We start from the raw sequence: 18,802 nt of genomic DNA on the forward strand, positions 1-18,802 counted from the left end.
AATCCACTGAAAATATCAAACCAGACACCCACAAAACCCACATTCGCCAGATAGCCGGTACGGCAAAGTGCTTGCACAAAGTTTGGAATACCATAATATGATATTCCATAGACCGGACGACCTGAAAAACCGTCCAGCTACTGCTCCCGACAGGCGGGCAACAACGCAAGCCCGCTCAAAAACACAACAATGAGGGCGTAAAAATGGTGTTGAACAAAGCTGCAACCGCGATCTTTCTTGCGGGACTGCTGAGCGTGACCGGTCAGGCCGCGATGGCCGCCGAGAGTGTGAACTTTGTCAGCTGGGGCGGTAGCACCCAGGATGCGCAGAAACAGGCCTGGGCCGATCCGTTCAGCAAGGCCAGCGGCATCACCGTCGTGCAGGACGGTCCGACCGACTACGGCAAACTCAAGGCCATGGTCGAGAGCGGCAACGTGCAGTGGGACGTGGTCGACGTCGAAGCCGACTTCGCCCTGCGCGCCGCAGCCGAAGGCCTGCTCGAACCCCTCGACTTCAAACAGATCCAGCGCGACAAGATCGACCCGCGTTTTGTCAGCGACTACGGCGTCGGCTCGTTCTTCTTCTCCTTCGTCCTTGGCTACAACGAGGGCAAGCTCGGCGCCAACAAGCCGCAGGACTGGAGCGCGCTGTTCGACACCAAGACCTTCCCCGGCAAACGCGCCCTGTACAAATGGCCGAGCCCCGGCGTGCTTGAACTGGCCCTGCTCGCCGACGGCGTGCCAGCCGACAAGCTCTACCCGCTGGACCTGGATCGCGCCTTCAAGAAACTCGACACCATCAAGAAAGACATCGTCTGGTGGGGCGGCGGTGCGCAGTCGCAGCAACTGCTGGCCTCCGGTGAGGCGAGCATGGGCCAATTCTGGAACGGCCGGGTCCACGCCCTGCAAGAGGACGGCGCACCGGTCGGCGTGAGCTGGAAACAGAACCTGGTGATGGCCGACATTCTGGTGGTGCCAAAGGGTTCGAAAAACAAGGACGCGGCGATGAAGTTCCTGGCCAGCGCCAGCAGTGCCAAGGGTCAGGCCGACTTCTCCAACCTGACCGCCTACGCCCCGGTCAACGTCGACAGCGTGGCGCGTCTGGACTCGACGCTGGCCCCGAACCTGCCGACTGCCTACGCTAAGGATCAGATCACTCTTGATTTCGCGTACTGGGCCAAAAACGGCCAGGCCATCGCGACACGGTGGAACGAATGGCTGGTCAAATGAAAATGGCGGCCACCGCGTCCCATCCCTCCACTGCCACCGGGAGCGCCGCCAGCGCTGCCGGGTCGGCCGCCGGAAAAAAGGCGAGTGCCATGGCGCCAGCCCCGTCCCTCAAGCAACGCTGGCGCGGCGCCGGCAATCTCGCGCCGGCGCTGTTGTTCCTTGGCCTGTTCTTTCTCGCGCCGCTGATTGGCTTGTTGCTGCGCGGCGTGCTGGAACCGGTGCCGGGCCTTGGCAACTATGAACAACTGTTCGCCAACTCGGCGTATGCACGGGTGCTGTTCAACACCTTTTCGGTGGCCGGACTGGTGACGGTTTTCAGCCTGCTGCTGGGCTTTCCGCTGGCCTGGGCAATCACCCTGGTGCCGCGGGGCTGGGGCCGCTGGATCCTCAACATCGTGCTGCTGTCGATGTGGACCAGCCTCCTCGCCCGCACCTATTCCTGGCTGGTGCTGTTGCAGGCTTCGGGCGTGATCAATAAAGCCTTGATGGCCATGGGCATCATCGATCAGCCGCTGGAAATGGTGCACAACCTGACCGGCGTGGTGATCGGCATGAGCTACATCATGATCCCGTTCATCGTGCTGCCGTTGCAGGCGACCATGCAGGCCATCGACCCGATGATCCTGCAGGCCGGTTCGATCTGCGGCGCGAGTCCCTGGACCAACTTCTTCCGGGTGTTCCTGCCGCTGTGCCGGCCGGGTCTGGCGTCCGGCGGGTTGATGGTGTTCGTGATGTCGCTCGGTTACTACGTCACCCCGGCGCTGCTGGGCGGGGCGCAGAACATGATGCTGCCGGAGTTCATCATTCAGCAGGTGCAGTCGTTCCTCAACTGGGGCCTGGCCAGCGCCGGCGCCGCGTTGCTGATCGCCATCACCCTGGTGCTGTTCTACTTCTACCTGAAGCTCCAGCCGGAATCCCCGGTTGGCGCCAGTAATGCGAGGTAACCCGACATGCTCCTGACGCCCAATGCCATGAGCCGCCGGATGCGTTTCGGCCTGTATTTCACCACCGGGCTGATCGGCCTGTTCCTGCTGTTGCCGATCGTGTTCATCGTCCTGCTGTCGTTCGGTTCGTCCCAGTGGCTGGTATTCCCGCCGCCGGGCTGGACGCTGAAATGGTACGGCCAGTTTTTCTCCAACGCCGACTGGATGAACGCAGCGGCGGCCAGCCTCAAGGTCGCGGTGCTGACCACGATCTGCGCCGTGGCCCTCGGTTTGCCGACGGCCTTTGCGCTGGTGCGCGGACGCTTCCCCGGCCGGGAAATGCTCTACGGCCTGTTCACCCTGCCGATGATCGTGCCGCTGGTGATCATCGCGGTGGCGGTGTACGCGCTGTTCCTCAAGCTCGGCTACACCGGGACGATGTTCGCCTTCGTCGTCAGCCATGTGATCGTCGCGCTGCCGTTCACCATCATCTCGATCATCAACTCGCTGAAGCTGTTCGATCAGTCGATTGAAGACGCGGCGGTGATCTGCGGTGCGTCACGCCTGCAAGCGGTGTTCAAGGTGACCTTCCCGGCGATCCGTCCGGGCATGGTGGCCGGCGCCCTCTTCGCCTTCCTGGTTTCATGGGACGAAGTGGTGCTCAGCGTGATGATGGCCAGCCCGACCCTGCAAACCCTTCCCGTGAAAATGTGGACCACCCTGCGCCAGGACCTGACGCCCGTGATCGCCGTCGCCTCGACGCTGCTGATCGGCCTGTCGGTATTGGTCATGGTGATCGCCGCCGCCCTGCGCCGGCGCAACGAAATCAGCGCCTGAGCGCCCAGGAGTACGACATGAGTGCCGTGATCAAAGACGCATCCCAGCAGAACGACAAACCCCTGGTCAGCCTGCGCAACCTGAACAAGCACTACGGCGACTTCGCGGCCGTGGACAACATCTCGCTGGACATCAAGGACGGTGAATTCCTGACCTTCCTCGGCTCCAGCGGCTCGGGCAAAAGCACCACGCTGTCGATGCTCGCCGGGTTCGAAACCCCGAGCAGTGGCGAGATCCTGGTCAACGGCCAGTCGCTGGTCAACGTACCGCCGCACAAGCGCGACATCGGCATGGTGTTCCAGCGTTACTCGCTGTTCCCGCATCTATCGGTGCGCGACAACATCGCCTTCCCGCTGGCGATTCGCAAACTCGCGGCCGCCGAACGTGACAAGCGCGTCGATGCGATGCTGAAACTGGTGCAACTGGAGCAATTCGCCCATCGCCGCCCTTCGCAATTGTCCGGCGGCCAGCAACAACGGGTCGCCATCGCTCGCGCTCTGGTTTACGAGCCACGCATTCTGCTGATGGACGAACCGCTCGGCGCACTGGACAAGAAACTGCGTGAAGACTTGCAGGATGAATTGCGCCAGCTGCACCGTCGCCTCGGCATCACCATCGTCTACGTGACCCACGATCAGGAAGAAGCCATGCGCCTGTCCCAGCGCATCGCGATTTTCAGCCACGGCAAGATTGTCGGGCTCGGCAGCGGTTATGACCTGTACCAGAATCCGCCGAATGCGTTTGTGGCGTCGTTCCTTGGCAACTCGAACTTCCTCAAGCTCAAGGCACAGGGCAACGCGGCGGCGAGTTTTGAGGGGCAGTCATTGTCGATCCGCCTGACGGCAGGATTGCAGACCGGTCAGGACGTGCTGCTGATGGTGCGCCCGGAAAAGGCGTTGGCATTGAGTGTGCAGCAGGCGAATGACGAGCCGTTGGCAGCGGGCTGGAACGAGGTTTCGGCGAAGGTGGTCGAGGTGCTGTTTCTGGGGGAGAGCCAGACTTGCAGTGTGGTCACGTCGGGTGGCACGTCCATGACCGTGAAAGCATTGTCGGCGGCGGGGATGCCGTTGAAGGCCGGGGATCCCGTGCAAGTGCGTTGGGCGACGGCGGATGCTTGCGTCTATACCGAGTGGGCTGAGAGTGATTTGAACAAAGCGGCGGGGGCTCATTAACACCGAGTCGCCTGCCCGCCCTCACCCCAGCCCTCTCCCGGAGGGAGAGGGAGCCGACCGAGTTGTCTTGCGCTGTACATCGACCTGAAAAACCGAGTCGATTATGGATTCAACGCAGTTCACTCAAGTCGGTGTATTTCTTCAATATCCCCCAATCAGTCCCCTCTCCCTCCGGGAGAGGGCTAGGGTGAGGGCCAGCAGACGACGCGGTCTCACTTGATAGCTGCAAAACCCTCAATTTCGTCAGGCCAGGCCGTCAACACCTCAAACCCGTCCTCAGTCACCGCAATCATGTGCTCCCACTGCGCCGACAGCGAGCCATCCTTGGTCAGCACGGTCCAGCCATCCGGCATGTTCTTCACATGGCGTTTGCCGGCGTTGAGCATGGGTTCGATGGTGAAAATCATCCCCGCCTTCAGCTTCATGCCCTGATTCGGATAACCGTAGTGCAGCACCTGCGGTTCGTCGTGGTAGACCTTGCCGATCCCGTGCCCGCAGTACTCGCGCACCACGCTGAAACCTTCCTTCTCCGCCAGGCTTTGAATTGCATGGCCGATGTCGCCCAACGTAGCACCCGGGCGCACGACACGGATGCCGGCGCACATCGCTTCGTAGGTGGTCTTGATCAGATGCTGCGCTTGGGGTGAAGCCTGGCCGACCACGTACATGCGACTGGTGTCGCCGAACCAACCGTCCTTGATCACCGCGATATCGAGGTTGAGGATGTCGCCATCCTTCAACGGCGTACCGGATGGAATGCCGTGGCAAACCGCGTCGTTGACCGACGCGCAGACGGTTTTCGGGAAGCCGTGATAACCGACGTTCGCCGGGATCGCCTTCTGCACATTGACGATGTAGTCGTTGCACAGGCGATCAAGTTGATCGGTCGTCACGCCAGCCTTGACGTGCGGCACCAGCATCGCCAGTACCTCGGCAGCCAGTTGGCCGGCCACGCGGGATTGGGCAATTTCGGCCCGGGAGTTGATCTTGATCGGATTTCTCATGCCTTGGCCGCCTCTTTGACCGAGGCGTTCTGCGCGGCGTCCGCCAGTGCGCAGACTTGCTGCAGATCCAGGCCTCCGGCCTGTTCGGCACGAATCAGCAACCGGCAAATGGCATGGTGATCAAGGTCGGGATACAGCTCGGCGAGCATGCCGATGCGCATCCAGTGCTCGGCCTGCGCGTTGATCGAGCGGCTCAGTGCGTTGCTGGAAATGCGCAGATTCTCGTGCATATCCTCTGAAATCTTTACGATGCCCATGGCAAAATCCGATATGAAATATATATGGATCGTATATTAGCCAGGCATCTCCCCGAATTGCAAATTTCGCTGAGAAGTCAAATCGCAGGCAAAAAAAAGCTGCCAAAGTTGGCAGCCAAAATCATGAAAAGCACGCGATGTATTGGGGCCAAGAATAGGTGCCTGATAATGACAGTGTCATGACAGCGTCAAACTCATTGAACCGCCCTCCCCGCGTCATCAGGTTGTCATCGAACCCACGGCAGAATCCTCGCAAACCGTCCCGAGCCTCCCGACGGAAGATCTGCAAGGATTCCCATGAAAGAAGACACCTCGCTGTTTGCTGCCATCGACCTGGGCTCGAATGCGTTTCGCATGATGATCGGTCAATCGGTGCGCAGCAGAAAGGGCTTCATGATTCAGGAAGTCAAAACCTTGCGTGAGCCGGTGCGTCTGGCCGAAGGCTTCGATGGCCGGGCACTGGATGAAATGGCGCTGGATCGCGGCTGGCAGGCCCTGGCGCGATTCGGCAAGAAGCTGCGCGGTTTCGAGCCTGGTCGCGTGCGTGCGGTGGCCACCAGCGCGGTGCGCGAGGCGGACAATGCGCAGCTGTTTCTGGCGAGCGCGGAGCGGCATCTGGGGTTTCGCATCGATGTGATTTCCGGTCACGAAGAAGCGCGTCTGGTCTACGCTGGTGTGGCCCACACCCTGCCGGTCGCCGATGACATGCGTCTGGTGGTCGACATTGGCGGCGGCTCCACCGAACTGATCCTCGGTCAGGGTTCGCAACCGTTGCTGACCGAAAGCATCGCCATCGGCAGTGGCACCTTGAGCACGCGCTACTTTCGCAACGGCGAGATTTCCCCCGGCGCCCTGCAAGAGGCCGAACGGGCGGCGATCCTGCAATTCGAAAAGGTCGCCCGGCGTTATCGCGCACAGGGCTGGCAGCAGACCATAGGCTCTTCGGGCACCGCGCGGATGCTCGCCAAGGTGCTCAAGGCCAATCACCTGAACGACTACGGTCAGGGCGGCATTACCTACGGCGGCTTGCTGCGGCTGTCGCTTCGTCTGCTGGAGGTCGGCAACGTGCGGCAACTGAAACTCGCCGGCCTGCAGTCCCACCGCCAGAGCATTCTGCCCGGTGGGCTGGTCGTCATGCTCGCAGCCTTCAAGGTATTCGGTATCGCGCAAATGGAACCATCGGAACCCGGTTTGAGACTGGGTGTTCTGCACGGCCTGATGAGCAACCACTGATCGGTTTTCGCTGCCGGATATTCATCGTCAGATCAAGCCGTTGATGACGCTGAAGACGCCCTTTGAATACTCAATGACGCCTCTGTGTAAACCTCGGTAAATCGCTCCCTTCCTCTCTCTGATTTCGTTCTATGGTTAGATCGAAATGGCTGAATTGCACGCTGACTAATGGTTGCGACAGTTGATGTCTGCGCCTATGTTGCACGCGAGCTTTTCCCCCGCGAATGGAACGCGATCAACACCACAAAGAGGTGAAGAAATGTCAAAGGATTCACGCCCTGCCGTACTTGGGCTGATCGGCAATACGCCGCTGGTACAAGTCACCCGCTTCGATACCGGTCCCTGCACCCTGTTTCTCAAACTCGAATCACAGAACCCCGGCGGCTCGATCAAGGATCGCATCGGTCTGGCGATGATCGATGCCGCCGAACGCGACGGTCGCCTGCAACCCGGCGGCACGATCGTTGAGGCCACCGCTGGCAACACCGGCCTGGGCCTGGCGCTGGTCGGACGCGCCAAGGGCTACCGGGTGGTGCTGGTGGTGCCGGACAAGATGTCCACCGAAAAAGTCCTGCACCTCAAGGCCATGGGCGCCGAAGTGCACATCACTCGCTCCGATGTCGGCAAGGGTCACCCCGAGTATTACCAGGACGTCGCCGCCCGTCTTGCGAAAGACATACCCGGCGCGTTCTTCGCCGACCAGTTCAACAACCCTGCCAACCCGCTGGCCCACGAATGCAGCACCGCGCCGGAAATCTGGGCGCAGACCGAGCATGACCTGGACGCCATCGTGGTCGGCGTCGGCTCGGCCGGCACGCTGACCGGCCTGACGCGCTTCTTCAAGCGCGTGCAGCCGGATCTTGAAATGGTCCTGGCTGACCCGGTCGGTTCGGTGATGGCTGAATACAGCCGCAGCAAGCACTTGGGCACCGCCGGATCGTGGGCGGTGGAAGGCATCGGCGAAGACTTCATTCCGTCGATTACCGACCTGTCGAGCGTGCGCAGCGCCTACTCGATCAGCGACGAAGAAAGCTTCGATCACGCCCGTCAGTTGCTGAAAGCCGAAGGCATCCTCGGAGGTTCGTCCACCGGCACCCTGCTCGCCGCCGCGCTGCGTTACTGCCGTGAGCAGACCGTGCCGAAGCGGGTGGTCAGCTTCGTCTGCGACACCGGCACCCGTTACCTGTCGAAGGTCTACAACGACCAATGGATGACCGATCAGGGCCTGTTGCAGCGCAAACGCTACGGCGACCTGCGCGACTTGATTGCCCGCCGCTTCGAAGACGGCAAAGTCGTCAGTGTAGGCCCCGACGATACGCTGATGACCGCGTTCCAGCGCATGCGCCTGGCCGATGTCTCGCAGTTGCCGGTGCTGGTGGATGGCAAACAACTGGTCGGCGTGATCGACGAATCGGACATTCTGGTGCGCGTACACGAAGACGCCTCGCTCTTCAGCAAGCCCGTCGCCAGCGCGATGACCGACAAGCTGCAAACCCTCGCCCCCGGCGCCACGCTGGCTGAACTGGAAGCCGTGCTGAGCAGTGGCCTGGTGGCGATCATTGCCGACGCTTCAGGCTTCCACGGCCTGATCACCCGCGTCGACATGCTCAACCAACTACGGAGATCCCTTGCATGAGTCAGCACGACAAGAACGCCCGCCCGCAGGGTTTCGCCACCCGCGTGATCCACGCTGGGCAGACGCCGGACCCGACCACCGGCGCGCTGATGCCGCCGATCTACGCCAACTCCACGTACCTGCAAGACAGCCCCGGCGTGCACAAGGGTTTCGACTACGGCCGCTCGCACAACCCGACGCGTTTTGCCCTGGAGCGTTGCGTGGCGGACCTTGAGGGCGGCACCCAGGCATTCGCCTTTGCGTCCGGGCTGGCGACGATTTCCACCGTGCTCGAACTGATCGACGCCGGCTCGCACATCGTCTCCGGCAATGACCTTTATGGCGGCACCTTCCGCCTGTTCGACAAGGTGCGCCAGCGCAGTGCCGGGCATCGGTTCAGCTACGTCGATCTGGCCGACCTGTCGGCGTTCGAAGCATCGTTGCAGGACGACACGCGCATGGTCATGGTGGAAACGCCGACCAACCCGTTGCTGAGCCTGTCCGACCTCGCCGCCATCGCGCGCATCTGCAAGGCGCGCGGGATCATCTGCGTGGCCGACAACACCTTCGCCAGCCCGTGGATCCAGCGTCCGCTGGAACTGGGTTTCGACATCGTGCTGCACTCGACCACCAAATACCTGAACGGTCACTCCGACGTGATCGGCGGGATTGCGGTAGTCGGCGACAATCCTGCGCTGGCCGAGCGCCTGGGCTTCCTGCAGAACGCTGTCGGCGCCATCTCCGGCCCGTTCGACGCCTTCCTCACCCTGCGCGGCGTGAAGACCCTGGCGCTGCGTATGGAGCGTCATTGCAGCAACGCACTGGAACTGGCGCGCTGGCTGGAACAACAGCCGCAGGTCAAACGCGTCTACTACCCGGGCCTGGAATCGCACCCGCAGCATGAACTGGCCAAACGGCAGATGCGTGGTTTCGGCGGGATGATTTCCCTGGATCTGAACAGTGATCTGGCGGGCGCCCGGCGCTTCCTGGAGAACGTGCAGATCTTCGCTTTGGCCGAAAGCCTTGGCGGTGTGGAAAGCCTGATCGAGCACCCGGCGATCATGACTCACGCGACCATTCCGGCCGAAACCCGTGCCAGGCTCGGCATCGGTGACAGCCTGGTGCGCTTGTCGGTGGGCGTCGAGGACATCGAAGACCTGCGTGCGGATCTGGCGCAAGCCTTGGCCAGCATCTAATCCGCAGAAACGTCAAAGCCCGCACGAAGCGGGCTTTGGTATTCGAGTAGGCGGCCAGTGCTGGTCTCTGGCTTACGAGGTTTCTCAGGACTCCCACAGTACAGGCAATGTGCTCTGCTGCTTCACACGGCATAAGGGCTGGAACCCAGCGCGGGGTTCTTTCTAACCGTGTACCCTTCGGAACGCGCCCAACGCTTCCTCGCTATCCGCTTGCGCATCAGTCTGCGTCTTCGCCTACAACCTTGAGCCTAGCAAACCCGCTGCGGTGCGCTACGCGGTTTTTAGATTGATTGTTTTCTAGCGCACGCCTGCAAGGAAGCTAACCGACTATCGCCTTCAGGGCCCTTCCAACTGCCACCCGCCAAGGGCGAACTATACTTTTCAGTTCGCTGTTCAGATTTCCTGTAAACCGTCGACACCCGTGCGCCTTGAGGTGCGCCCGTGCCAATCGCCAATCTGGTTAACCCCAGGCCAACGAGCCTTCCGTCGATGAACCAATGACGGGCAATGCTCGGATGCTTTGTGGCTGATGGGTCGTGGAGAAAATCATGAAACACAAGCTTTGGTCAGGCGTCGTCCTGGCGGTCGCTGCATCGGTCGTGGTGATGCCCAGTGTCTGGGCTGCGCAGGCTCAGGCGCTGGCGTCTGACGGGGCGGATCACGTCAAAGCCGGGGCGGTTGCTTCGGATGGTTCGAATCATGTCGGCGCAGGGGCAGTAGCTTCTGATGGTTCAGACCATGTTGGCGCTGGCGCGGTGGCTTCTGACGGCTCTGATCATGTGGGCGCTGGCGCAGTCGCCTCTGATGGTTCCGATCACGTTGGCGCCGGCGCTGTAGCGTCTGACGGCTCCGACCATGTTGGCGCTGGGGCTGTGGCTTCGGATGGTTCGGATCATGTGGGCGCGGGTGCAGTAGCTTCAGATGGTTCGGATCACGTTGGCGCTGGGGCTGTGGCCTCCGACGGCTCCGACCATGTTGGCGCTGGCGCTGTAGCTTCTGACGGTTCCGATCATGTCGGTGCCGGCGCTGTGGCCTCTGACGGTTCGGACCATGTTGGTGCCGGCGCGGTGGCTTCTGATGGCTCCGACCACGTCGGTACCGGCGCTGTAGCTTCTGACGGCTCCGACCACGTCCGCGCGGGCGCCCTCGCCTCCGATGGCGGCGATAAAGTGGGAGCCAGTCGATTCGCGTCCACTCGCGTTGGCGTAGGCTCTGACCAGGTCGCTTCCGCTCTCATGACCGGCAGTTATTCAGACCAGTTCAACACCCCTCAATGACCGCTATCGGCGCAACCAGCCCGCCGCTGGTTGCGCCGCTCTAGCACATTTGTGCTAATCGACCACCCCGATCCCTGGCGTTATATTCCCTCGCAACCCCGACGCTCCCTGACATTGCCGCTGAGCAGTGCGCGGGATCGTTGCGCCTGGAAAAACAACAACACCAAGGAAGAAACACCATGAAACTGCAGCTCAGCCTCGCCAAGATTACGGTTCTCGGTGCCCTGCTCCTCGGCGCCAGCGGTTGCCAGACCGCCAAACCCACCGAAGACAGCATGCGCGAACGTGCCCAGACCGTCATTGGCCAACCGGTCACCAAGATCGGCAACATCCGCAACGACAGCACACTGACCTACTACACCGCCTACACCGCCGCCGGCGAGTACAACTGCGAATTACCCAGCGGCGCGATCATCGCGGTGGCCAGCATGGGCATCATGACGCCGCCGCTGTCCTGCCTGCCCAAAGGCGCGTCGCCGATTCCGTACCAGTAATCCGGCGCAGCAAAACCGTTCCAACGCCTCTTCTCATCCGGTAAAGGATTGCGTTCAATCATGAAAACACTCATCGCCACCCTCAGCCTCGCCGCCGTCGTGCTCACCGGCTGCGCCACACCGAAACAATGGGAAGCCACCGGCGGCAGCAAGACCGACGGCGTCGTCCAGGTCTCCTACGAACTTGGCCAGTTCGAAAGCGGGCAGACCTCCGCCGCCCAAGGGTTGGCGACGGCCGAAGGTCGCTGCAAGGTCTGGGGCTACAAGAGCGCCGAGGTGTCGGGTTCGGAGAAAAACATCTGTCGCACCATGGGCCAGTACAACTGCCTGCAAACCACCATCACGCAGGACTATCTGTGTAAGCGCTGACCGCTTCGGTCTGCCGGTCGCGCAGCGCACGCAAGGTCGCGCGCAGCTCGGCCGGGCGCACCGGTTTGGACAGAATGGCAATCTGGCGGTCATGCAGGGCCGCCTGGATTTTTTCGATGTCATGCCCGGTGATGATCATGGCCGGCACCGCATACCCCCGCTGACGGCGAACCTCATCAATGCACTCGATGCCGGTACTGTGGGTACCGAGGTCATAGTCGGCAACGATGATGTCGCAGTCGGTGACCAGCCCCTGCCCCGTCAGCTCGGCCTGCACGACGCAGCCCCAGCGCTCCAGTAACGCCGACGTCGCCAGCAGGACGTTGCGATCATCCTCCACCAGACACACCTTCAACCCCGTCAGCAGTCCAACCTGACGAACTTCGTCGCGATTGACGGGCAGCTGCGGTGCCACCTGTGACAGCCCCTGCAGCGTCACGGCCGTGCCGTGCCCCAGTCGAGAGCGAATCCGCACATCGACGCCGATCATCTGCCCCAGCCGCTTGACGATCGAAAGGCCCAGCCCCACGCCTTCAACGTCCTTGTCGCGCAATTGACGAACCCGATAAAACTCCTCGAAAACCTTGGGCAGATGCTCCTCGGCGATGCCTGTGCCACGGTCATAAACCACGATGGCCAACCCCGTCCCTTTTCTGCGCACGCCCACCAGCACCGGTCGCTGCGCGCCATATTTGAAGCAGTTGGACAGCACGTTCTGCACCATGGTCGCCAGCAGGGCCGGATCCGTGTACACCCAATGCTCGCAACGGTGCAGACGTAATTCCACACCCGCCCAACGCGCCGCTTCGACGTTCTGGCGAATCAGCTCCGTCAGCCACTGCCCCAGTTCCAGCGTTTGCATCCGGGGTTGAACCCGGCCGTTATCGAGGGTGTACAGATCGAGGATCGAGCGGAAAAGCTGCGACACGTTGAGCAGCGAACGGTCGATGCTGTCCACCAATTGCCGCTCGTCTTCACCCAACCGGGATTCGCGCAGGCACGCCGTGAACAGACCAATGGAATGAATCGGCTGGCGCAGGTCATGGCTGGCCTGGGCCAGGAAGCGCGACTTCTCCAAATTGGCCGCGACTGCCTCTTCGGAGGCCTTGCGCGTACGCTCCAGCAGCAGGTGCGCATACACCGGAATGACCGTGCTGGTGATCATCAGCATCAACACCATGAACGGTTGCGCCTGCCAGTACGGCGTCAACCGATAGACCGCCAGTAGCGCGAGCAACGCCAGTACCGTGGCAATCGCCAGATAGCGAGAGCCATATCGCATGCCGTTACCGAGGTTGACCCAGACCATGACTGCATAGATGGGCAACGCCGCCTCACCGCCGACCACCAGACCGAAGCAGGTGCCGGTGTAATCGTGGATCATGCCGAATATCCGCCGCGCAGGATAATGCCCCGGCCAACGTACGATGGCCTGACGCAGCCCGACGGAGGCCAGCAAAAACAGGGCAATGTAGGTGACCACCGGCAGGTAAGTCTCGAAGCGCTGCCCTGGCAAGAAGCCGAGCACGCCCATGTAAATGAGCGCGATGCTGGCGATGATGATGCGTAGATTGGCCTGATCGAGCTCGGTGTTTTTCTCGAACTTCATGGGGGGAACGTCCTTGTGCGGCAGTCGTCATAAACAACACGAACCAACAGGCAATGCCTTCGCCCGGTGCTAAGGTGCATGCCGTGAGAAATGCTGACCCAGGGAGGGTTGTGCAATGACATGCCGAATCATCATAGCCGACGATCATCCACTGTTTCGCGAAGCGATGATGCGCACCGTCCGGCGCCTGTTGCCGCAAGCGCTGATCGAAGAAGCCGGCGACCTCGACAGCGTGCTCGCCCTGCTGCCGGCCGGCGATGAGCCCGACACCTTGATCCTCGACCTGCGCTTCCCCGGCCTGACCTGTGTCACCCAGCTCGCGGAACTACGCCGCCGCTTGCCGCGAACCACGCTGATCGTGGTGTCGATGGTCGACGACGAAGCGTTGATCGGTGAAGTCATGGCCGCCGGCATCGATGGCTTCATCGGCAAGAACATCGCCCCCGATGAGATCGGTCAGGCGATCCGGGCGATTCGTGAAGGTGAGGTTCTGGTGAAGTTTGCCCCGTCCGGCCTGCTGCCGCTGGACACAGGCACCGCCCTCACCCCGCGTCAGCAAGAGGTTTTGCGGCTGATCGCCAAGGGCAAGACCAACAAGGAAATCGCCCGTGAACTGGATATTTCGCCGTTCACGGTGCGGATTCATGTGTCGTCGTTGTTGCGGGCGCTCAACGTGCCGTCGCGGGCTGCGGCGGCAGTCAAGTATTCCGGTGCGGGTTAGCGTTGGAAGGCGTGATCAAGGATCCACCTGCGCCATCAATTCGGGCACTGATTCCTGCCGTTTCGCATACCGCTGCGCCAGCACCGCGCAGACCATCAGCTGAATCTGGTGAAACAACATCAGGGGCAGAATCAGCACCCCGATGGTGCTGCCGGCGAACAACACCTGAGCCATCGGCACACCGGTGGCCAGGCTTTTCTTCGAGCCGCAGAACAAAATAGTGATTCGGTCTTCCTGACTGAAACCGAACGCCTTGCCCAGCAGCGTCGACGCCAGCAGCACCAGCGCCAGTAGGATGCAGCAGGCCACCACCAGCCCCAACAGGTCGATGACCGGAATCTGATGCCAGATGCCCTCGTTGACGGCCTCACTGAACGCGCCGTAGACCACCAGCAGAATCGAACCCTGATCGACGAATTTCAGCCAGTTCTTGTTACGGCCGACCCAGGCGCCGATCCAGCGGCGGGCGATCTGCCCGGCAATGAACGGCAGCAGCAGTTGCACGCTGATCTTCAGGATCGCGTCGACGGTCGAACCGCCGTCGCCGTGCACGTTCAGCAACAGCGTCACCAGCAATGGCGTCAGAAAGATCCCGAACAGGCTGGACGCCGCCGCGCTGCAAATCGCCGCCGGAATGTTGCCCCGGGCCAGCGAAGTGAAGGCAATCGCCGACTGCACCGTCGCCGGCAGCGCGCAAAGGTAAAGCATGCCCATGTACAGGTTGTCACCGATCATCGGCGACAGCAGCGGTTTGAGCGCCAGCCCCAATAACGGGAACAGGACAAAGGTCAGGCTGAACACCAGCAGATGCAGGCGCCAGTGACCGGCGCCGGCGATGATCGATTCGCGCGACAGCTTGGCGCCGTGCAGAAAAAACAGCAGCGCAATCGCAATGTTGGTCAGCCAGCCGAAGCCGGCCGCGACCTGGCCGCTGGCGGGCAGGAAGCTGGCCAGCAGCACCACGCCGATCAGGGTCAGGGTGAAGTTGTCGGGCAGGAATCTTGGGCGCGTCATGGTTTGCTCATCCGGGGGTTGCCAGTACGTGGAAGCGACTCTAACGTGGCTGGAAATTACCGACTAACGCCGAAGAGCCTCAAGATGCCGCCAAAAGGACATGACAAAAGTGTCAGACGCAGCATTCCCGGGCTGCCGAGCCTGCCGCGTCCGTTGTACGGGCGCACCGAATCGCTGCCCAATCGCGCCCTGACCCGCCGCCACAGTCATCCGTGGGTGCAATTGTCCTACGCGATCCAGGGCGTACTCGAAGTGCAGACCGCCGCCGGCCGCTTCGTTGCGCCGCCGGAGCGGGCCGTGTGGATTCCGGCGGGCGTGCCCCATCGGGTATTCAGTTCGCCGCACACGGAAATGCGCAGCCTGTACATCGATTGCAGCGTCGCGGGCTGGGCGCTGGAGCGCTGTCATGTACTCGGTGTCAGTGATCTTTTGCGTGAGTTGATCCGGGCCTTCAGTCAGATTCCTGTCGAGTATGACCAGCGCGGCCCTCACGGTCGGCTGGCGCAGGTCATCCTCGACCAATTGGCCGAAGCCCCGCAGATCGACCTGATGCTGCCACTGCCTCAGGACATCCGTTTGCGCCAGATCTATCAGAGTCTGGAGCAGCATCCGGAACAGCAGACCACACTCAGTCACTGGAGCGAAAAGTTTGGCGTGACCGAGAAAACCCTGAGCCGGCTGTTCCTGCGCGATACCGGCCTGACCTTCCGCGCCTGGCGCCAGCGCTTGCGTTTGCTGGGTGCGCTGACGCCGCTGGAGCGTGGTGAACGCGTCACCGAAGTGGCTCTGGCCTGCGGTTATGATTCGACATCGGCGTTCATTGCAGCCTTTCGCCAGCAGTTTGGAGAGACGCCCGGAGAATTTTTTCGCTGATTTTTGTCGATATTTATCGAATTAGGACATGCCAATGGACAAACTTCAGGGTAGAGTTTCGTCCATCAAGAATGATTGACACGTTTCGACGATAACAATGATCAACCACCCTTTAGCGAACCTGTCGGCGGTAACAGCATGATCGAAGTCACTGAAGTCTCCATTGCCCAACTGCGCGCAGCGCTCGAATCCGGCCAGACCACGGCAGTTGAACTGGTTCAGGCCTATCTGGCGCGTATCGATGCCTATGACGGCCCGGACACCGCCACCGCCCTGAACGCGGTGATCGTGCGCAACCCCGATGCCCTGAAGGAAGCCCAGGCCTCCGATGCCCGTCGCGCCAAGGGCGAAACCCTCGGTCCGCTGGACGGCATCCCCTATACCGCCAAGGACAGCTATCTGGTCAAAGGCCTGACCGCTGCGTCCGGCAGTCCGGCGTTCGCCGATCTGGTGGCCCAACGCGACGCGTTCACCATCGAGCGTCTGCGTGCGGGCGGCGCGATCTGCCTCGGCAAGACCAATATGCCACCGATGGCCAATGGCGGGATGCAACGCGGCGTCTACGGTCGGGCCGAAAGCCCGTACAACGCCGCTTATCTGACTGCGCCGTTTGCTTCCGGCTCGTCCAACGGTGCCGGCACCGCCACTGCTGCAAGCTTCTCGGCATTCGGTCTGGCGGAAGAGACCTGGTCGAGCGGTCGCGGCCCTGCCTCGAACAACGGCCTGTGCGCCTACACGCCTTCGCGCGGGGTGATCTCGGTACGTGGCAACTGGCCGCTGACACCGACCATGGACGTGGTGGTGCCCTACGCCCGCACCATGGCCGACCTGCTGGAAGTGCTCGACGTGGTGGTCGCCGAAGACACCGACACCCGTGGCGACCTGTGGCGCCTGCAACCCTGGGTGCCGATCCCGAGCGTGGCCTCGGTGCGCCCCGCTTCTTACCTCGATCTGGCGGTGAAGAGTGATGCACTGGCCGGCAAACGCCTGGGCGTGCCGCGCATGTACATCAACGCCGACCCCGAGGCCGGCACCAGTGAAAAACCGGGTATCGGCGGCCCGACCGGGCAACGCATCAACACCCGCGCCTCGGTGATCGATTTGTGGAAACAGGCCCGCCAGGCCCTCGAAGCGGCCGGTGCCGAAGTCATCGAAGTGGATTTCCCGCTGGTCTCCAACTGCGAAGGCGATCGCCCGGGCGCGCCGACCGTGTTCAATCGCGGCATCGTCTCCAAAGAGTTCATGCACCACGAACTGTGGGATCTGTCGGCCTGGGCCTTCGATGATTTCCTGCGCGCCAACGGCGACCCGAAACTCAACCGTCTGGCGGACGTCGACGGGCCGAAAATCTTTCCGCATGACCCGGGCACCCTGCCCAACCGTGAAGGCGACCTCGCCGCCGGCATGGACGAATACGTGCGCATGGCCGAGCGCGGCATCACGCCGTGGGATCAGATCCCGACGCTGCCGGACGGCCTGCGCGGCCTGGAGAAGACCCGCAAGCTCGACCTCGAAGACTGGATGGATCGCCTCGGCCTCGACGCCGTGCTGTTCCCGACCAACGCCGACGTGGGCCCGGCCGACGCCGACGTCAACCCGGCCTCGGCCGACATCGCCTGGAGCAACGGCATCTGGGTCGCCAACGGCAACCTCGCGATCCGCCACCTCGGCGTCCCGACCGTCACCGTGCCGATGGGCGTGATGGCCGACATCGGCATGCCGGTCGGGCTGACGTTTGCCGGACGTGCCTATGACGACTCGACACTGTTGCGACTGGCGGCGGCGTTCGAGGCGACCGGTTCGAGACGTCTGGTGCCGCCGCGCACGCCAGCGCTGGCAACCGGCAAATAAGAAAAAGGCGGGATCTTTCGATCCCGCCTTTTTCTTTATCTTTCTGCCAACGCTTCCAGTAAATCCGCCGAAGGCACAAAGAACAGACTGCCGGTGACCGCCGTGCTGAAGTCCAGCAGCCGGTCATAGTTGCCCGGCGGCTTGCCGACGAACATGTTTTCCAGCATCTGCTCCAGCGGCTCCGGCGAACGCGCGTAGCCAATGAAGTAAGTGCCGAACTCCCCAGCGCCGGGTCGACCGAACGGCATGTTGTCGCGCAGGATTTTCACCTCTTCGCCGTCCTTGGTGATGGTCGTCAAGGCGCTGTGGGAATTGCTCGGCTTGACCGAGTCATCCAGCTCGATATCGGACAGTTTGGTGCGCCCGATTACCCGCTCCTGGGCCTCGACTGACAATTCGTTCCACGCCTTCATGTTGTGCAGATACTTCTGCACCAGCACGTAACTGCCGCCACTGAACGGCTGATCTTCATCGCCCACGAGGGTGAAATGCTCGGCTTTGCGGCCGACCGGATTTTCCGTGCCATCGACAAAACCGATGATGCTGCGCATGTCGAAATAGCGGAAACCCTGCACTTCATCAGTCACAGTAACGGCGCCGTCGAGCGCCGACATCAGCTGCGTCGCCAGTTCGAAACACAGGTCCATCTGATCGGCGCGAATGTGCAGCAACAGATCGCCCGGTGTGGAAACGGCGCGCCGCCCTTCTACGCCAAACTCGCGAAAGTCATGCAATGACGCGGGGCGTGGACTGCCGAACAGACGATCCCACGCGCTGGAAGAAAACCCGCAAACGCAGGACAAGTTTCCAGAAGGGACACGCTTGCCGACCGAGCGCGTCAGGCCGGCGACATCGGCGCACCAGCCACGGACTTTTTCGGTGGCCTCAGTCTCGGCGTTGAGGGTCGCCACGATGAATATGGCAGCACTGGTGATCGGGCTGCAGACGGCTTGAGGATCTGGCGTGTCGATGATCGTAGCTCCCGGAGTGGTGGACTGACTCGACAGCGAGGTTAGCAAAGAAGTGTTGAATGAAGTATTACCCTCGCTCTGCCCGAGTCGTCCGACACTTCGTTATTCACGAACAATACCCACGAAATAAACGATTTTTCTTTGCCGGAAGGCTCCC

17 protein-coding genes are annotated in these 18,802 nt (G+C 61.8%); 12 read left to right on the forward strand and 5 right to left on the reverse strand.

Annotated elements, in window-relative coordinates; all coding sequences use genetic code 11:
- The first annotated feature begins 203 nt into the window (after positions 1-203).
- The 4 genes from NE357_RS16105 to NE357_RS16120 are packed head-to-tail and all read left to right on the forward strand — an operon-like array spanning position 204 to position 4,161.
- Positions 204-1,229, forward strand: coding sequence for an ABC transporter substrate-binding protein (locus NE357_RS16105; protein ID WP_169430700.1), 1,026 nt, complete (start codon positions 204-206; stop codon positions 1,227-1,229).
- Positions 1,226-2,173 (forward strand): ABC transporter permease, encoded by a 948-nt coding sequence (locus NE357_RS16110; RefSeq protein WP_169432663.1) that lies wholly within the window; start codon positions 1,226-1,228, stop codon positions 2,171-2,173. Before NE357_RS16105 ends, NE357_RS16110 begins: the two co-directional genes overlap by 4 nt.
- 6 nt (positions 2,174-2,179) lie before the next feature.
- Positions 2,180-2,989, forward strand: a complete 810-nt coding sequence (locus NE357_RS16115; protein ID WP_169430701.1) for an ABC transporter permease — start codon at positions 2,180-2,182, stop codon at positions 2,987-2,989.
- Positions 2,990-3,006: 17 nt separating this feature from the next.
- Positions 3,007-4,161 (forward strand): ABC transporter ATP-binding protein, encoded by a 1,155-nt coding sequence (locus tag NE357_RS16120; protein ID WP_169430702.1) that lies wholly within the window; start codon positions 3,007-3,009, stop codon positions 4,159-4,161.
- Positions 4,162-4,373: 212 nt separating this feature from the next.
- On the opposite strand, the gene map is transcribed toward NE357_RS16120, so the two are convergent.
- Complete coding sequence (gene map / locus NE357_RS16125; protein WP_169430703.1) at positions 4,374-5,165, reverse strand: type I methionyl aminopeptidase; 792 nt, start codon at positions 5,163-5,165, stop codon at positions 4,374-4,376.
- Positions 5,162-5,422, reverse strand: coding sequence for a ParD-like family protein (locus NE357_RS16130; RefSeq protein WP_169430704.1), 261 nt, complete (start codon positions 5,420-5,422; stop codon positions 5,162-5,164). Before NE357_RS16130 ends, map begins: the two co-directional genes overlap by 4 nt.
- A gap of 297 nt (positions 5,423-5,719) precedes the next feature.
- Here NE357_RS16130 and NE357_RS16135 point away from each other — a divergent pair, with 297 nt between their 5' ends.
- The 5 genes from NE357_RS16135 to yecR all read left to right on the forward strand — a co-directional run bounded on the left by NE357_RS16135 (position 5,720) and on the right by yecR (position 11,606).
- Positions 5,720-6,655, forward strand: coding sequence for a Ppx/GppA family phosphatase (locus tag NE357_RS16135; protein WP_207866571.1), 936 nt, complete (start codon positions 5,720-5,722; stop codon positions 6,653-6,655).
- A 259-nt stretch (positions 6,656-6,914) separates the two neighbouring features.
- A complete protein-coding gene (locus NE357_RS16140) occupies positions 6,915-8,291 on the forward strand; it encodes a pyridoxal-phosphate dependent enzyme (protein ID WP_169430706.1) in 1,377 nt (458 codons plus the stop codon).
- On the forward strand, positions 8,288-9,466 hold the full coding sequence (locus NE357_RS16145; protein WP_169430707.1) for a cystathionine gamma-synthase: 1,179 nt from the start codon (positions 8,288-8,290) through the stop codon (positions 9,464-9,466). Before NE357_RS16140 ends, NE357_RS16145 begins: the two co-directional genes overlap by 4 nt.
- A gap of 1,456 nt (positions 9,467-10,922) precedes the next feature.
- Complete coding sequence (locus NE357_RS16150) at positions 10,923-11,237, forward strand: hypothetical protein (RefSeq protein ID WP_039766904.1); 315 nt, start codon at positions 10,923-10,925, stop codon at positions 11,235-11,237.
- Positions 11,238-11,297: 60 nt separating this feature from the next.
- Positions 11,298-11,606 (forward strand): YecR family lipoprotein, encoded by a 309-nt coding sequence (gene yecR / locus NE357_RS16155; RefSeq protein ID WP_007950440.1) that lies wholly within the window; start codon positions 11,298-11,300, stop codon positions 11,604-11,606.
- Here yecR and NE357_RS16160 read toward each other — a convergent pair.
- Positions 11,578-13,215: an ATP-binding response regulator gene (locus NE357_RS16160; RefSeq protein WP_169430709.1), complete on the reverse strand. Its 1,638-nt coding sequence runs from the start codon at positions 13,213-13,215 to the stop codon at positions 11,578-11,580. The genes yecR and NE357_RS16160 overlap by 29 nt on opposite strands.
- Before the next feature lie 115 nt (positions 13,216-13,330).
- Between NE357_RS16160 and NE357_RS16165 the strand changes: the two genes are divergently transcribed.
- A complete protein-coding gene (locus NE357_RS16165; protein WP_169430710.1) occupies positions 13,331-13,936 on the forward strand; it encodes a LuxR C-terminal-related transcriptional regulator in 606 nt (201 codons plus the stop codon).
- 15 nt (positions 13,937-13,951) lie between these two features.
- On the opposite strand, the gene NE357_RS16170 is transcribed toward NE357_RS16165, so the two are convergent.
- Positions 13,952-14,950, reverse strand: coding sequence for a bile acid:sodium symporter family protein (locus NE357_RS16170; protein WP_169430711.1), 999 nt, complete (start codon positions 14,948-14,950; stop codon positions 13,952-13,954).
- 84 nt (positions 14,951-15,034) lie between these two features.
- On the opposite strand from NE357_RS16170, the gene NE357_RS16175 reads away from it, so the two are divergent.
- A complete protein-coding gene (locus tag NE357_RS16175; protein ID WP_169430712.1) occupies positions 15,035-15,823 on the forward strand; it encodes an AraC family transcriptional regulator in 789 nt (262 codons plus the stop codon).
- A 138-nt stretch (positions 15,824-15,961) separates the two neighbouring features.
- Positions 15,962-17,674, forward strand: coding sequence for an amidase (locus tag NE357_RS16180; RefSeq protein ID WP_169430713.1), 1,713 nt, complete (start codon positions 15,962-15,964; stop codon positions 17,672-17,674).
- A 35-nt stretch (positions 17,675-17,709) separates the two neighbouring features.
- Here the strand turns inward: NE357_RS16180 and NE357_RS16185 are convergent, their stop codons facing one another.
- Positions 17,710-18,693, reverse strand: coding sequence for a Dyp-type peroxidase (locus tag NE357_RS16185; RefSeq protein WP_432760309.1), 984 nt, complete (start codon positions 18,691-18,693; stop codon positions 17,710-17,712).
- Positions 18,694-18,802 lie beyond the last annotated feature (109 nt).

Source organism: Pseudomonas sp. G7(2022) (assembly GCF_052660475.1).

Bases quoted from the DNA above. Each gene is read 5' to 3' on its own strand.
- NE357_RS16105 (WP_169430700.1), top strand. From the start codon at position 204: ATGGTGTTGAACAAAGCTGCAACCGCGATCTTTCTTGCGGGACTGCTG.
- NE357_RS16110 (WP_169432663.1), top strand. From the start codon at position 1,226: ATGAAAATGGCGGCCACCGCGTCCCATCCCTCCACTGCCACCGGGAGC.
- NE357_RS16115 (WP_169430701.1), top strand. From the start codon at position 2,180: ATGCTCCTGACGCCCAATGCCATGAGCCGCCGGATGCGTTTCGGCCTG.
- NE357_RS16120 (WP_169430702.1), top strand. From the start codon at position 3,007: ATGAGTGCCGTGATCAAAGACGCATCCCAGCAGAACGACAAACCCCTG.
- map (WP_169430703.1), bottom strand. From the start codon at position 5,165: ATGAGAAATCCGATCAAGATCAACTCCCGGGCCGAAATTGCCCAATCC.
- NE357_RS16130 (WP_169430704.1), bottom strand. From the start codon at position 5,422: ATGGGCATCGTAAAGATTTCAGAGGATATGCACGAGAATCTGCGCATT.
- NE357_RS16135 (WP_207866571.1), top strand. From the start codon at position 5,720: ATGAAAGAAGACACCTCGCTGTTTGCTGCCATCGACCTGGGCTCGAAT.
- NE357_RS16140 (WP_169430706.1), top strand. From the start codon at position 6,915: ATGTCAAAGGATTCACGCCCTGCCGTACTTGGGCTGATCGGCAATACG.
- NE357_RS16145 (WP_169430707.1), top strand. From the start codon at position 8,288: ATGAGTCAGCACGACAAGAACGCCCGCCCGCAGGGTTTCGCCACCCGC.
- NE357_RS16150 (WP_039766904.1), top strand. From the start codon at position 10,923: ATGAAACTGCAGCTCAGCCTCGCCAAGATTACGGTTCTCGGTGCCCTG.
- yecR (WP_007950440.1), top strand. From the start codon at position 11,298: ATGAAAACACTCATCGCCACCCTCAGCCTCGCCGCCGTCGTGCTCACC.
- NE357_RS16160 (WP_169430709.1), bottom strand. From the start codon at position 13,215: ATGAAGTTCGAGAAAAACACCGAGCTCGATCAGGCCAATCTACGCATC.
- NE357_RS16165 (WP_169430710.1), top strand. From the start codon at position 13,331: ATGACATGCCGAATCATCATAGCCGACGATCATCCACTGTTTCGCGAA.
- NE357_RS16170 (WP_169430711.1), bottom strand. From the start codon at position 14,950: ATGACGCGCCCAAGATTCCTGCCCGACAACTTCACCCTGACCCTGATC.
- NE357_RS16175 (WP_169430712.1), top strand. From the start codon at position 15,035: ATGCCGCCAAAAGGACATGACAAAAGTGTCAGACGCAGCATTCCCGGG.
- NE357_RS16180 (WP_169430713.1), top strand. From the start codon at position 15,962: ATGATCGAAGTCACTGAAGTCTCCATTGCCCAACTGCGCGCAGCGCTC.